This is a genomic window from Paenibacillus sp. SYP-B3998, assembly GCF_010820665.1.
Classification (GTDB): domain Bacteria; phylum Bacillota; class Bacilli; order Paenibacillales; family NBRC-103111; genus Paenibacillus_E.
This window is the reverse complement of the sequence record NZ_JAAIKC010000028.1, coordinates 1-14,331: the sequence shown is the minus strand read 5'-3', so window position 1 is coordinate 14,331 and position 14,331 is coordinate 1. Positions and strand designations below refer to the sequence as shown.

The window sequence follows — 14,331 nt, the reverse complement described above, 5'->3', positions numbered from 1 at the left end:
TAAACCTATTTGAAAGCTTAATTGCTCATTTGCGTTGCTAGCGAGATTTGCATCTCTTTTTTGGTCGATTGCTCGACCGTGCTTCTTTCACTCGTTGTTCAGTTTTCAAAGATCAATTTCTTTCGTTCGCCGCCGTTGTTTCCGAAGCAGCGAGATGTAATATACCATGTTCAAATTTCTTTTGCAAGTCCTTTTTTTTCAAGTTCTTTTTTTCGATCCATTCGTGAAGATAATCAACACGTTCAGATCTCACAAAAGCATTTGTTACCTGCCCGTTTGGGACAGGAGTCATAATATAACACAGATAAAATTGTAATGCAAGCAAACAATTGTAGATTAAATAAAAGTCACTCGTACTCTCCGTCACGAGTGACTTTTGATATTTTAAATACGCGACAAAGTAGGTAACTGCATATCCCAATCAAGTTGCCGGAGAGGACTACGCTCGGCAGCAAAAAGCTTTGTTAGATAAGCTTCATTTTTTTTAGCGAAAGCGAACGTATTATCCTTTGCAACGAATTGGCCACCGCATACGTATGCGGCTATGTATTCATTCCAACCTGAATAGGATTGTTGTATACGTTGTGCAACATAGATCATTCGTTGCTGTGACTCATGTTCAGATAAATAACCCAATGTCCTGCCAGCGCGACATAAATAGATATACCAAGCGTAATCAAATGCAGCTATCCCATCAGCAGGCAATTTATTCATATAATAATTTACTATGCACAGCTTCGCATAACTTTCATTCTCTTTGGACTGCGACTCAATATACTTCACTCGATCTGCATCTGACAGCGCGGAAAGAAGATAACGCATCTTATTAAACTCGTGTCTGCTTCCACCCTCCAGCAGCCATCCAAGGTTATGCTTCAAGGATTGGGCGTCGCCTATACGCCATCCTTCTTCTAACGTGCTCGTTATGAGTCTCCTGCCCACAAACTTTTCTCTAAGTCCCCCGTATGCATACAACGTAAAATAATACGCCAGGTTTCCCTTTAAGCAAACTGCTGATAGAGATCGCATATAGAGCTTTAACTTTTTTAATTCCTTGCCTCTTAATGTACTCATAGCATTCAGTCCCTTCCCCCTTACGTTACAACTTTACCGCTCTGTAAACTCTTCTGAGCTCTCGGATCAAATACACATAGAAAACTATTAACAGTAAAATGAAAATGATCAGCAGCTTAGGTACTCCTTCAAACGAGTTTCTAGTATCCTCTCTAGCATCTATATATTGATTGGCCATAAGGCCATCCAAAGATAAAATAGGTTCCATCTCATCAATTACTACATTAGCAAGTTCTTGAGTCTCTAAAGAAGTTATTTTACCTCTTACCTGTATGTCGGGCTCCCATAATACTTTAGACCAATAATCGACTTTTCCAATAAACATCACCGTTTTATCGTCCAGTTGCCCCATGCATACATAACCAAAGTTAACATCATACAAGCCTTCTTCTTCTGCTTCATCAAAACTAATATATACCTTCCTAGTCTCTCCCCTACTATTCGTTCTTGTATCTTCATACATATCTAAACATCGTGCATTAGATAGATTAACTTGAATCATACTTCCAGGCGGCCGCCCCTTCAGTTGCTCTAATGTTTCAATTTTAACGGTGTTTACTTTTGTTTTCAGATAATGGGTAATAAAATCATTTGGTGTTTGGCCTGTTTCCCCCACAAACAAAGCATGTAGGATGAGATGACAAATGATAATGAAAGCCAAGTATATCCAGGTTCTTTTGAACAAGACAAGCAATACCGCTTTCGTAGTGTCAATTGGGCTCCGCTTCCCTAGTTGCCCATATAGACGGTTCATCTCAGCCTTATGATAACCCTCGGGCTTCTTTTTAATTTCAGCCACTATATCAGTATGAATTTGCGCCAGGTAAGCTTTTGCTTCAATATCAAAAGGATTCCGTTGTAAAACCTGTGAAAACTGTTCTCTGGCCTTTTCTCTATCACCAAGTTTCATATAACATTTGGCCAATAAACAACGCGCATGGATATGATCAGGCAAGCCTAAAAGGATATACTCGCAATCACTAATTGCAGAGGATATTTGGGTCTTATCATATAAAATCCGAGCACGGTACAGATAACTGTCATAATCATCCGGATGAATTCGTATCGCGTGGTTAAAAGCAGCAAGAGCGCCATCTTTATCACCGATACGCAAATAATACTCGCCCTTTATCCGAAGTAAGTCTGGATCGTCCGGATAAATCGCATACGCCTCGGCCATACAGCGTTTCACTTGCTCCAAATCGTTATCGATTAGTGCGAAAAAAGCCTGCTCGCGGTAATCTAGAAATGCTTCATAGTTAACTCCCTCGAATACTTTGAAATAACTATAGCGAAGCTCCCAAATTTGATCCATCTGTCTAAACATATAAGTGATGAAGGGTTCAGGGAACCGAGCATACAAATATTCTTTCTCTTCTCGCCAATTAAAGTTGCTTTCAAGAAGCAGCCAAACATGCCTGGGGAGGTGATGATGGTTTTGTAAAAATTTTAATACTTTATCGTTCAGAGTCTTTTTATAACCTACCTGCCATAGCACATCAGAATTCAATAAGCCTTTCCACTTTTCAATATCAATCCGATCGAAGAAGGAATGGTACATGGACTCAAATTGATTGATAAAATCATCAATCTTTTGTTCAATCGTTGGTAAATTTTCTTTGAAATCATTTATAAATTCAGCAGGAAGCGGAGGCGGCGTGTATTTTTCTTCCTGATCCTTCTCAATCATATCTGCTTCAAACTCAATGTTGGGCATACCTTGCGGTAGATCAAGATCGACTGGTGAATGATCTAATTCTTGGCTACTCTTCTCTGGCATTTCTGTGAAGCGCTCAGCTCGTTTTCGTGCGGTTTCATAGGCTTCCCTTAACTTTTGATAGCCTTCAGGATCATCCTCTGGATGGTAAATTTTAAGCTTCTTGGCGTAAGCTTTTTTTATCGTCGAGATATCTGTTGTAGGCTCGATGCCCAGTATGATCCAACATGTCATCACTGGTCATGCCACCTCTCCAAACGCGACAACTCTTTTTTGAGCTCTTGTGCGGCTTTTTTTATGTCGTTCTCATTCTGCGAGGCGAGCATACTTTCGAATCGCTGCAACAATTTTGCAATCTCCACGCGCTTATCACTGAGGGATTCCTCATAAAGACGCTCACCCTTGGCAAGCAGCAATCTGTATTCGGTTCGTTCTCGAGGATGGATTTTTATCTCTTTGAGTCTATCTAATCGTTCCTCGATTTCTTGCTGAGTAAGCGTTCCCGGGTTCTTTTCGATAATCGTTTTGTTTTTCAACCCCGTTGTCACGGTAACAACTTCAACCTCTAATATTCCGTTTATATCGTAGGTGTAGCGCACATCGATCGACTGCTCGCCTGCGGGAGCGGCAGGGATGGGAATCCGAAGCTCCCCTAACTTGATATTATTTTCTACGCGGCGGCTTTCTCCTTGATAAATATCCAGAAGAATAGCCGTCTGACCATCCGCAATTGTATAAAGCCGTTCAACTCTACTGACCGGAATCGGTGTGTTGCGCTCTATGATAGGAAAGAAGTACCCTGATTCAAACTTCCCGTGCCCCAAGGTTTCCGTGATAGAAGTACCAAGTGAATACGGACACACATCCGTTAAAATGATTTCTTGCACAGCTTCATTGCGTTCTTTCAAGGCAACCTGAACGGCAGTGCCCAAGGCAACGGCTTCATCAGGATTAATATGGATGTAGGGGAGCCGTCCGAACATTTTACCGACGACTGATTTGATGACGGGCATTCGCGTGGCGCCGCCAATAAGAATGATAGAGTCAAGGTCTTCTGAAGAGAGTGCTGCGTCTCTCAACGCGCGTTCAATCGGCTGGCGCAAACGAAGCAAAAGCTGGTGCGATAGCTTCTCGAAATCAGCCCGATCCAGACTAATCTGATACATTTTAGAGTCGTGTTCAAAACTCATTTCCCCAACATTGTTTTGACCCAGCGCACGTTTACAAAGCTCCGCCTGCTTAATAAGCGCAGAACGCGCTTTATTATCAAGTGCCTGCATATTGATGCCCTGCGATTCGATGAAATAGGATACAAGTAGATGGGTAAAGTCCTCTCCCCCAAGAAAGTTATCACCGGCGATAGATTTAACCTCCATAACGCCTTCGAATAATTCCATGATAGAAATATCAAAGGTTCCACCACCCAAGTCAAATACGAGAAATTTCGTTTCCGCTTCCTTCTGATGAAGACCATAGGAAAGTGCAGCAGCCGTTGGCTCGCTGATTAACCGCTCCACTTTGAGCCCAGCCAATTCGGCAGAGCGCTTCGTCGCTTTGCGCTGGGTATCATTAAAATATGCGGGAACGCTTATAACGGCTTCCGACACGGGATGCCCCAAGAATGCTTCGGCATCTGCCTTTAAGGATTTAATCACGAATGATGAAAGCTCTTCGGGCAAAAATGAATATTTTCCTAACTGAATAATTTTTTCTGTCCCCATATAGCGTTTAAATGTAGCCGCTGTTACATGCGGATGTGTAATGAGCCGCTCTTGGGCAATTTGTCCAACAAGAATTTCTCCGTTCTCATCCACGCTGATTACTGAAGGTGTAAGATTTTCGCCGAGCACATTCGGTATAATGAAGGGACCGTTATCGCTCCAATAGGCAACAAGACTATTCGTTGTCCCTAAATCAATTCCTATCGTTGTCATGTCTGTTTTCCCCGTTTCGATAAAATCAAAATGATCTTTTTTTATTTAACTGTTTCAACTAGTCATAGGAGTAAAAATCGATAAATCGCTCCTGCGCCATTTTTGCCTTCTCTTCTTCCGTCAACACGGTAACAAACGACTCACCGTGATCCGTGTAAACTTCAGCAAACTGATGCCCCGTTTCCTTCATCATTTCATTAAGCTCGAACAAGATGTCAGTATCTATATAATCGTTCGTGTACGCAGGGTGTATCGTTTGCTTCTGTCCATTTAACGTGAAGGTGAGCGCTACGCTTTCCTCATCTGCATCCCATGTTTCCACGATGCCTGTAGGGAGAAACGAACCCCGAGAGATTGCGCTCCATTCTTTTAACATTTGGACATAAACGTCCTTCCCCTGTCCTACCTCAACTTCCGTATTCTCCATCCAGACACGATCCTTGTCCTGTTGCAAAACATAAAGATCCGCAAATTCATTGAATGCCTTCTTCGTGTCAAACGGATCCCTATCCTTATTTGCATATCCTTGATAGAACTCAAGGAACTTATCATCAAAGCGTTGATCTGATAAACTCTTATCCTTCTGAAAGAAACCTAATTTGCGATAGAAATGGGCAATATCTAATACATACTCTTTAGGCGTCAGCTTACTGATCTTCTCTTGATTTAATTGAGAGGCCGTTTTAATTTCTTGAAAACTCTGGAGGATGTTCTGATATTCTTGATTAACCTCAGCGTTCATCTTATCCGTTGTTAATAAAATAACTCTAAAAAAACTGTACTTTCCTTTAATTAGGGTTTGGACATAGGTATAGTGAGTTCCTTTTGGAGAAATATATGTATAAGAAAATTGACTTGCATCCAATCCATTAATCTTCATCTCGATGCCTTGACTGTAATCTTTGATTTGTGACTCCAGCGAATCTATGATGGATTTCTCATAGACCGCAAGCGACTCAAACTGAGATAAATCAGCGTCAGGCTCTGTTATGGACATGATGGTATTGTCGCCGCTCACAGTAAATATTTGTAATTCATCGCTAGGAGGTGTTTTATCAAACCATTTGCCACTTAGCTTCAATTGAGACTTCCCATCAGGACTAACTACATCATGATCAGTCATGAGGTAGATCGTCTTCGTCGACTTTTCCCAAGTCACCTCATACTTTGAAGCTTCTCCTACAAAACGAATCGGAACAAAAATATTTCCCTCGACATTTATGGGCGCAATGGGTAATACATATGGAGAACCATTTAAGCTAGCGTGTTCGTTATCCACCTGCAAGCTGAGGCGCACTCCCTCTTTATGTGCTTGAATGGTCTTCGTATTGTCATCCCATTGGATAGTAAAGCCTAGCTTTTCAAATAGTGGTCGAAATTGAACGAGAGTCGTTCCCTCTTCAACCCTAGGAGATTGATCGAACAGCACTCTATCCCCATTTACTAAAACGGTAATTCCTGAGTTGTTATCCACATTCTTTGAATTTTGATTTACAGCAATTCCAGACTGTTTAAGCTGTTCTAGCAATTGCTTAGATTTCTCATTCAAATTCCCCTGATCCACGTAGAGATTGCGCAGCTCCTTCATCGTGGTTGTCGAAGAAATATCAGATACCATATTTCCGGAAACATCCAGCCATTTAATCTTCGATTTAGAAAGTGAGGTAACATCTTTGATTTTATTTTTTCCTGCAAGCAAGTCTGTGAGAGAGGTTAATTGCTTGAAACAGCTAACATCTTCAATTTGATTTCCACTAATGATTAACTTCTGTAATCTCGTCAGACTTGATATAGGACAAATATTAGTAATCTGATTATCATTCAAAGCAAGAAAATCCAGTTGATATAAATCACTAAGCGGCGTTATGTCGGTAATCTCTTGATTGGGCAAATACAACCGTGTAAGATTGTAAGCCATCTCCAAACCTTTCAAGCTCTTAATCTTCCGTTTGCCTTGAGGAAAAAGGGAAGTAAGCTTTTCCATAGTGTTGAAATCCAGTGTTTGATCGGCACTAAGCTTTAATTCGTCGCGGATCGCTTGCTCGAGAACGGGGTCTTCGATATTTGCTCCCGTGGAGGCTGCTTGAGTCTGAGCGGGAAATAATAGCGTCACCACTAGGATGCATACTGCGATGTAGTAAACTTGAATTTTCATAACGTTCATTTTATCCAGCTCCCTTGTCCAATTGTATACTATATCTTACAAGACTCCGGCCACATTTGCCCTTCATAGGCCATCTCCCAAAACATTGTTTCATAGCGTGTCGTATTCAGGAAGATCGTCTCCAACCTAGCGAGATCAGCGCCCGACTTCCCTTCCGCCAAACGATCCATTAAGCCAATACACCACTGTGCCAGCGCGCCAAACTCATCGGAACTATACATGCGCACCCATTCTCCATAGTCTGCGTGCTCATCTGCCCCAGGTATTTCCTTAAGCATGCAGCCAATCTCCCAGTAGCTCCACATACAAGGTAAAAGTGCCGCTGTTAGTTCGGCCAACGAGCCGTTCTGCGCAGCATGCAGCATGTAGTGTGAGTACGCTAATGTGATGGGAGAAGGTTCCGCCTGCTCTAGCTCTTCCTCTGAAATGCCGAATTGGGCGGCATATGATCGGTGTAGTCCCATTTCCTCATGCAGGGTAGAGTGAAGCAGTGCTGCGAACTCGCTCATTGTTTGCAAATCAGTTGCTTTCACCACTCCCAAAGCAAACAGCTTCGCATAATCAATTAAATACAAGTAATCCTGAATCATATAGAAACGAAATTTACTTCGATCTAGAGTACCTTGACCAATTTCTTGTACAAACGGGTGTAATTTGGTCTGGCTCCAAGCCTCTTGATAGGTGCGAATCAAATGCTGTGTAAATGACATGCCCAGTCTCCTTTATGCACGTTTGTCGTTTTCCTTGATCATTTAAAGCTACCTTTTTGCATGTAGTTAATGCAATTAATAATACCAATATCGACCGAATTAGTATATCTGTTTAGCGTAATGTTTAAAAAGAATACGCCATTCATTATTTCTGCAATATTCGCTGTCATTTTTTACGTGTACTCTCATATTTATGTATCACTGCGATGCCAATCGTAACTCTTAACCTAAAGGAGATGAAGTGATGAAATTTAAAAAACGAATCTTGAGCGTTGTTTTATTGGTGGCACTTGTAGTAGGCCTTACAACGTTCTCAGCTACAGCCGCGCCAACGAATTATGTTCACAGCATCTGGTCTCAAACGCCTCTGGCCTTGGAGGATAATGGAACTTGGTACACACCAACAGCCGGCAACGCGATTATCAGCTGGACAGAAGTCCCTCTTAGCTCTGGTAATACAGGATTCTTCAATGCAATTGTCGATGCTGGCGGTAACCACTATGAATTCCGCTTGAAGACATTCACTTCAAGCACAGCTAGTCAGATTAACGGAACCTTTGATATCTATAAAAATTACACGCTGGTTGCTAGTTCATTAACGGGTTCCGTGTATGGATTGAATCAACCCGTAGGCAATTATTTCAAATTTTATGACAGCAGTAATCTATGGCACGTATCCGCCTACATAAATAATCGCAAAGACTATTGAGGTTACAAGTAAACCTCCTGACGGGTGCTGGCTAACAAGTCCAGGCCCTTTTTTTCATTCATGACAGCCCCTTGCACCTGTACCTACTCCGCCCCCTCCCTGCCTATCATCCGCTTGCATGACACCACCACCCAAAAGCCATACTGTTAAAGGAGCTGTTACCTATGCATCTATGGGAGGAAACGAATGATCAAGCAAAAATGGCTGATTCCCGCAACCCAAGGCTTGGGCTTCAAACTAGCGCAAGGACAAGTCGTCAGAGTAAGCGATGTCGAAGGTGAGCAGGTTGCCGACTTTGTAGCCTATCGTGCCGATGATACCAGCGAGCGTTTAGATCCCAGCGTTACGATGGATGCTCTGCATGCGATTAGCGTAAAGCCCGGTGATCTGATCTATTCCAATAAATATCGCCCTCTCCTCACCGTGATGGCCGATACCGTAGGTCGACACGATTTAATTAATTCCGCCTGCCGTCCTGAGATGTATGAGGTCCTGTACAATAAGCAGAATCACGCAAGCTGCTATCAAAACTTAAATAAAGCGCTTGATGCCTTCCACATCCCTGCGCCTGATCAACATTATCCGTTTAACTTGTTTATGAACACAGTCATCGAGCCTTCTGGACAAATAAGTGTAGAAAAACCTCTGTCCAAACAGGGAGACTACATAGAACTACGTGCCGAAATGGACCTTATCGCCGCTATATCTGCTTGTCCCTGTGAGGAAAGCACCTGTAATGGATACAAGTGTACATCAATTAAGGTCGAAATCATGTAACTCATTCTAATAGAAGGAGTCCTTGCATAAATTCACTTGTACAAGTGATTTGATGTTCAAGGAGCGATGTCGATGCATGCATTTTTCACCTATATGTTTCTAGGCATATCGTTATCAGCCCCCATCGGTCCCATTAATGCCGCTCAGCTCGATAAGGGAGCCCGTTTCGGCTTTACGCATGCCTGGTTGATTGGACTCGGGGCGATGTTCGCCGATTTGCTGTACATGCTGTTAATTTATTTTGGTTTGGCGCACTTCTTAAGCACACCGTTTATGAAAACATTTCTTTGGGTGTTTGGGTGCTTTGTACTCATTTATACGGGGGTTGAAACGTTAAAGAATCTGAAACAAATGCCTGAGGTCGGCACACGAGAGGTTCAATCGGGGGTCAGCTCATTCCGCTCCGGATTTCTGATGGCGCTTATGAATCCGCTTAACATTTTGTTTTGGCTCGGCATATACGGCTCGATACTTGCTGAAAGTGTGCAAAATCATGGTGTCACCCAGGTGCTGTGGCATAGTTTGGGTATTTTTGCAGGCATCCTGTTATGGGATTTTGTTATGGCAGCGCTGGCCAGTTCCTTCCACAAGTTCGGGAATCACGCCACTTTACAAACCATTTCAGCTTTAGCTGGCCTCTCCCTTGTTGGCTTCGGTCTCTACTTCGGCTATCAGGCATTTGTGCAGCTAACTAGCTAACCTTTGGGCATTCACCCATCTCCCCTCCTTCGCATAGTATGCTCCGTATGATGAAGGAGGGCTTTCTCATGGCAGAATTGAAAACCAAAGGCTGGCTCTATGATCATCTAGGCGATCTGCCAAAATGGCAACAGAATGCCTTTCGTCAATTTCGAAATATGATTGCCGATCCGGGAAATACGTATCCTTGTGTACCGGGACGCCAGGGTTTCCTTTCTGATAACCTACGATTCGGCTTCGCCGAAGATCCAAGATCCGAGCAAGCTGTCCTAGACGTTGCACACCTCTTACAGCAGTACGGCGACTGTTCGCGCCAAACAGGGAAGTATGCCTCGCTCGTTGTTTTTTTCAAAACATCGGAAGAGCTTACGAAGACATTTTCCATAGCCGATTACGAGCAGCTATTTTGGTCTGTCCTCAGCCGTGTTAGTGCAATTGATCAGATCCCTTGGCCTGAACATATCTCTACAGACCCTTCTCACCCATCCTGGGAATTCTGCTATGACGGGCATCCTTACTTCACCTTTTGTGGAACACCTGCACACGAAGTTCGTAAGAGCCGACAATTCCCCTGTTTCCTTCTGGCGTTTCAGCCACGCTGGGTTTTCGAGGAGGTTAATGACTCTACCCCATTTGGGCGGAATATGAAGAAGATCATTCGCAAAAAATTAGTTGATTATGACGGCGTTCCAGCACATCCATCTCTAAAATGGTACGGGCAAGAGGACAACCAAGAATGGCAGCAATATTTCCTGCGAGATGATGAAAGCGTACCGTCCAAGTGTCCATTTACTTATATGAAGAACAAATTCAAAGCCCTTGGCGTGCATTTTCATAAATCGTAAAGGCCTGGCTAAGCCGACTCCTCATGTGCCCAATTATGCTGCATCCATCTTGTAATTAGCAAAATGAGGATAACGATTAGTAGGCTTGCCCAGAAACCGGGCCTCCCGGTTTTCTCCATGAGCGTTCCCGTCACGGCTGTCACAATGAGGAGAATCGCTAACCAGGATTTCACCAGACCGCCTGCTCCTGGCTTAAACAGCTTGAGATAGGAAGCAAGAATAAACAGCCATGTATACAAAAGAACCAAGCCACCTGCAGTCGTAAGATGTTCAAATAAATGTTTAAGCATAGCCAAAGCCAGCATGATCGACATGAATAAACCAATCGCATTAACACCGAGTGCATACAGTGGCAGCTGTCTCTTCCCTTTCTTATCGGCAAGCCGCCTAGGAGCGTCCCCATCCTCCGACAGAGCAACTAGTATGGTGGATACTGCATAAAGCGAAGCAACAAGAATTGAGAACCCCGAGATAATGAACACACCATTCATGATATGTACTAAAACAGGTAATCCCATGGCCTCCAGAGAGAGCAGCATCGGGCTTTGGTCAGGAGTCATTCGATCTTTGACAATAAAGAGAAGCGCTAAGCCGATTGAAAATACGTATAATGCCGTAACGACAAGCAGCAGCATCCGACCAGCCAAAGGCGCTTCTTTGGGATTACTTAAATTCATCGCCATGAACCCCATGACCTCAATACCACTGAAAGCATAAAATGCATAGAGCAGCCCCTTCCATGCACCTAGCCAGCCAGTTCCATACCATTGTAGCGCGCTTCTCTGAACGGACATCCCCCCGCTTGCGCCTTTGAAGAGAGCAATTCCAGCTACGATAATGAACGTCATGACAGCGGCAATTTTGACAATAGCAAACAAATTTTCAGCTTTGTTAATCCCTTGGGAACCCAGAATAACGACGAGAAGAGCAAGTGCCGAGTAACTAGCAGCCATAAGCCAGAGTGGGATACTAGGAAGCCAGAATTGTGTAAATAGCCCTATCGCCGTCAGAGAGCTTCCTAAAATGAGCATTTCCGCGGACCAATACACCCATCCTAGGCTAAAGCCTGCCCACCGGCCATAGGCTTTTTTGGCATACGTTCGAAATGATCCCTTTTCAGGATGATGCGCAGTCATTTGAGCTAATGCCTCATATACAAAAAGGGTTGCTAACGCGGCCAACAAAAAAACAAGCAGCACCAAATATCCGCTTTTCTGAATCGCTATATTAGAACCGAGAAAGAACCCTGTCCCGATTGTGCAGCCAATCCCAAATAAAGTTAATTGCCACCAAGGCATTTTGCTTTGTGAAGTACCCAGCGCTTTCGCCTCCATATCCCTAGTACTGTTTGCATCAAAGCTGATTTTTATCCCCAAACTATGGACACAGGACAAGCAAAAACCCAGCATCGGCTGATTGGCCTAGGCTGGGTTCTCTTAGCTGTTAGTGAACGGTAGCTGCTTTGTTATTGGCTGGTAATTGCGGCGTTCCAGTTGCTGGTACGAATGTATTCAACATCTTTTGCATATCCGAAGCTTCTAATTGAGGGACTTGGTAATAGGCATGTTTATTTTGATATAAGAAAATTTCATAAGCCATTTCGATAAAGTTCTGTACTTGGGAAGCCAACACGCGACGAACCACAGGATTCGTAACTTCTACAGAAGTCATTGTAAGCAGCGAGGCATGGGTTTTAATCAGACCTATCATGTGTCCGCTAATTCCTGCATCCTTCACATCTGCTAGGGATTGATTCGGTTTTTTCGGTTGACTCGGTTTAATACCGTAGATCGGTTGCGTCACGTCTTTAATCATGTACGTAGACGTTTCTTGGCTCGGCTTTTGACCCGTTGTGAAGCATTCCGCCGTCAGGTTGTACTGAGCAAGTGTAAAATTGTATTGGCGATCGAGAATATCCAAAAGCTCACTATCTTGTACAAACTGTCTAAAGATCATGAACTGGTCCAGCACATTAATTGTACAGGATAGCACCTCGTGCAAATCAAAAAGCTCGTGGCCTCCATGATTCAAATTCGGTGTGACTTGTGTTTGATTACTGGATTGAGTTTGCTGCTGCATCTCGAAGTCTCCTTTAAGTGTGGGATAGCGTGACTTCGTTAATATGAATTTATTGAGGTCGAATTATGCATGAGACTGAAGAAGGACGATGCGAATACAAGCAATGTATCCAACGCGAATCGTATAGTCCCTAATAATGGCTTTTTCATATCTGTGAGGCAAACGTTTTTACCTGAATCATTCGTTCATTCGTTGTCTCATGACATTCTGCGCATTCACCTGCTGTGTATAAAAAGCAAAAAAGCCTTGATGCACAAGGCTTTCATTGTTTGTCATGCGGAAAGCGGGTGATGGGAATCGAACCCACGCTACCAGCTTGGAAGGCTGAAGTTCTACCATTGAACTACACCCGCATAAATATCGGGACGACACGATTTGAACATGCGACCCCCTGCTCCCAAAGCAGGTGCTCTACCAAGCTGAGCTACGTCCCGATCATGTTTCAATCTTTTTTTAAATGGCGCGCCCTGAGAGATTCGAACTCCCGACCTTTTGATTCGTAGTCAAATACTCTATCCAGCTGAGCTAAGGGCGCTTAATGGGTAATGCCGAAGACCGGACTTGAACCGGTACGATAGTCACCTATCGCAGGATTTTAAGTCCTGTGCGTCTGCCGATTCCGCCACTCCGGCTTGCTTTCAGCAGTAATTACGCTCCCCCCGATTCGAACTGGGGGTAAAGCTTTTGCAGAGCTCTGCCTTACTACTTGGCTATAGCGCCTAAGTAAGATGGAGCGGAAGACGGGGTTCGAACCCGCGACCCTCGCCTTGGCAAGGCGATGCTCTACCACTGAGCCACTTCCGCATGGGTCCCATAAAGTAATGCACATAAATGATTACTCTATGGAGTTTTGATGCGCGTAGAGGGACTTGAACCCCCACGGTCACCCGCTAGATCCTAAGTCTAGTGCGTCTGCCAATTCCGCCATACGCGCATACTGTTAATAAGGCAAATGGTGAGTCATGTAGGATTCGAACCTACGACACCCTGATTAAAAGTCAGGTGCTCTACCAACTGAGCTAATGACTCATGAAAGTACTGGGGATCAAGGATTTGAACCTTGGCATGACGGAGTCAAAGTCCGTTGCCTTACCGCTTGGCTAATCCCCAATAGAAGCATGCCGTCGAGAGGACTTGAACCCCCAACCTACTGATTACAAGTCAGTTGCTCTACCAGTTGAGCTACAACGGCGTATCCATATTCATGGTGGCTTGGGACGGAATCGAACCGCCGACACGAGGATTTTCAGTCCTCTGCTCTACCGACTGAGCTACCAAGCCCTGCATGATTTATTTTCAAAAAAATGGCGGAGCCGACGGGATTCGAACCCGCGGTCTCCTGCGTGACAGGCAGGCATGTTAGGCCTCTACACCACGGCTCCACACGAAGTAGTTCCCTCTGCTAAGAGGTTAGTTGCGGGGGCAGGATTCGAACCTGCGGCCTTCGGGTTATGAGCCCGACGAGCTACCGGGCTGCTCCACCCCGCGATAAAATTATGGTGGAGGCTGACGGGATCGAACCGCCGACCCTCTGCTTGTAAGGCAGATGCTCTCCCAGCTGAGCTAAGCCTCCATAGGAGTATAAATGGTGACCCGTAGGGGACTCGAACCCCTGTTACCTCC

The 14,331-nt window shown here is 44.2% G+C and carries 11 protein-coding genes, 13 tRNA genes and 1 pseudogene; 4 read left to right on the top strand and 21 right to left on the bottom strand.

Annotated features, from left to right (window positions below; translation table 11 throughout):
• Window positions 1–384: 384 nt before the first annotated feature.
• The 6 genes and pseudogenes from GK047_RS28875 to tenA form a co-directional block, all read right to left on the bottom strand.
• The gene (locus tag GK047_RS28875) at window positions 385–1,074 is read right to left on the bottom strand and encodes a DUF1266 domain-containing protein (RefSeq protein WP_163954188.1); all 690 of its coding nucleotides are present in this window, start codon (window positions 1,072–1,074) and stop codon (window positions 385–387) included.
• Between the two features lie 25 nt (window positions 1,075–1,099).
• On the bottom strand, window positions 1,100–2,254 hold the full coding sequence (locus tag GK047_RS30820) for a tetratricopeptide repeat protein (RefSeq protein ID WP_481856071.1): 1,155 nt from the start codon (window positions 2,252–2,254) through the stop codon (window positions 1,100–1,102).
• A gap of 626 nt (window positions 2,255–2,880) precedes the next feature.
• Window positions 2,881–3,025: pseudogene (locus GK047_RS30815) on the bottom strand (DnaJ domain-containing protein); the annotation flags it as partial.
• Window positions 3,025–4,725: a molecular chaperone HscC gene (locus tag GK047_RS28865; protein ID WP_163954185.1), complete on the bottom strand. Its 1,701-nt coding sequence runs from the start codon at window positions 4,723–4,725 to the stop codon at window positions 3,025–3,027. The pseudogene GK047_RS30815 and the gene GK047_RS28865, both read right to left, overlap by 1 nt.
• A 58-nt stretch (window positions 4,726–4,783) precedes the next feature.
• Window positions 4,784–6,889 carry a stalk domain-containing protein gene (locus tag GK047_RS28860; protein ID WP_163954183.1) on the bottom strand — a complete coding sequence of 702 codons (2,106 nt, stop codon included), beginning with the start codon at window positions 6,887–6,889 and terminating at the stop codon, window positions 4,784–4,786.
• 29 nt (window positions 6,890–6,918) lie between these two features.
• Window positions 6,919–7,599 carry a thiaminase II gene (gene tenA / locus GK047_RS28855; protein WP_163954182.1) on the bottom strand — a complete coding sequence of 227 codons (681 nt, stop codon included), beginning with the start codon at window positions 7,597–7,599 and terminating at the stop codon, window positions 6,919–6,921.
• A 244-nt stretch (window positions 7,600–7,843) separates the two neighbouring features.
• Between tenA and GK047_RS28850 the strand changes: the two genes are divergently transcribed.
• The 4 genes from GK047_RS28850 (at window position 7,844) to GK047_RS28835 (ending at window position 10,629) form a co-directional block, all read left to right on the top strand.
• On the top strand, window positions 7,844–8,308 hold the full coding sequence (locus tag GK047_RS28850) for a hypothetical protein (protein ID WP_163954180.1): 465 nt from the start codon (window positions 7,844–7,846) through the stop codon (window positions 8,306–8,308).
• A gap of 189 nt (window positions 8,309–8,497) precedes the next feature.
• Window positions 8,498–9,085 carry a DUF1989 domain-containing protein gene (locus GK047_RS28845; RefSeq protein ID WP_346010408.1) on the top strand — a complete coding sequence of 196 codons (588 nt, stop codon included), beginning with the start codon at window positions 8,498–8,500 and terminating at the stop codon, window positions 9,083–9,085.
• Between the two features lie 72 nt (window positions 9,086–9,157).
• Window positions 9,158–9,784 (top strand): LysE family transporter, encoded by a 627-nt coding sequence (locus tag GK047_RS28840; RefSeq protein ID WP_163954177.1) that lies wholly within the window; start codon window positions 9,158–9,160, stop codon window positions 9,782–9,784.
• Window positions 9,785–9,852: 68 nt separating this feature from the next.
• Entirely contained in the window at window positions 9,853–10,629 is a 777-nt protein-coding gene (locus tag GK047_RS28835) for a YqcI/YcgG family protein (RefSeq protein ID WP_163954175.1), read from the top strand.
• An 8-nt stretch (window positions 10,630–10,637) separates the two neighbouring features.
• Here the strand turns inward: GK047_RS28835 and GK047_RS28830 are convergent, their stop codons facing one another.
• The 15 genes from GK047_RS28830 to GK047_RS28760 all read right to left on the bottom strand — a co-directional run bounded on the left by GK047_RS28830 (window position 10,638) and on the right by GK047_RS28760 (window position 14,281).
• Window positions 10,638–11,927 carry an amino acid permease gene (locus tag GK047_RS28830; protein WP_240344355.1) on the bottom strand — a complete coding sequence of 430 codons (1,290 nt, stop codon included), beginning with the start codon at window positions 11,925–11,927 and terminating at the stop codon, window positions 10,638–10,640.
• Window positions 11,928–12,072: 145 nt separating this feature from the next.
• Window positions 12,073–12,708 (bottom strand): spore coat protein, encoded by a 636-nt coding sequence (locus GK047_RS28825; protein ID WP_163954171.1) that lies wholly within the window; start codon window positions 12,706–12,708, stop codon window positions 12,073–12,075.
• 282 nt (window positions 12,709–12,990) lie between these two features.
• Window positions 12,991–13,061: transfer RNA gene (locus tag GK047_RS28820), tRNA-Gly, on the bottom strand.
• Window positions 13,062–13,068: 7 nt separating this feature from the next.
• Window positions 13,069–13,142 (bottom strand) — tRNA-Pro (locus GK047_RS28815).
• A gap of 24 nt (window positions 13,143–13,166) precedes the next feature.
• A tRNA-Arg gene (locus GK047_RS28810) sits at window positions 13,167–13,243 on the bottom strand.
• An 11-nt stretch (window positions 13,244–13,254) separates the two neighbouring features.
• A tRNA-Leu gene (locus tag GK047_RS28805) sits at window positions 13,255–13,340 on the bottom strand.
• A 97-nt stretch (window positions 13,341–13,437) separates the two neighbouring features.
• A tRNA-Gly gene (locus tag GK047_RS28800) sits at window positions 13,438–13,512 on the bottom strand.
• 50 nt (window positions 13,513–13,562) lie between these two features.
• Window positions 13,563–13,642 (bottom strand) — tRNA-Leu (locus GK047_RS28795).
• Between the two features lie 19 nt (window positions 13,643–13,661).
• Window positions 13,662–13,737: transfer RNA gene (locus tag GK047_RS28790), tRNA-Lys, on the bottom strand.
• Between the two features lie 9 nt (window positions 13,738–13,746).
• A tRNA-Gln gene (locus GK047_RS28785) sits at window positions 13,747–13,818 on the bottom strand.
• A 9-nt stretch (window positions 13,819–13,827) separates the two neighbouring features.
• Window positions 13,828–13,900 (bottom strand) — tRNA-Thr (locus GK047_RS28780).
• A 13-nt stretch (window positions 13,901–13,913) separates the two neighbouring features.
• Window positions 13,914–13,989 (bottom strand) — tRNA-Phe (locus GK047_RS28775).
• A 24-nt stretch (window positions 13,990–14,013) separates the two neighbouring features.
• Window positions 14,014–14,090, bottom strand: a tRNA-Asp gene (locus GK047_RS28770).
• A 32-nt stretch (window positions 14,091–14,122) separates the two neighbouring features.
• Window positions 14,123–14,196 (bottom strand) — tRNA-Met (locus GK047_RS28765).
• Between the two features lie 9 nt (window positions 14,197–14,205).
• A tRNA-Val gene (locus tag GK047_RS28760) sits at window positions 14,206–14,281 on the bottom strand.
• Window positions 14,282–14,331: the final 50 nt, after the last annotated feature.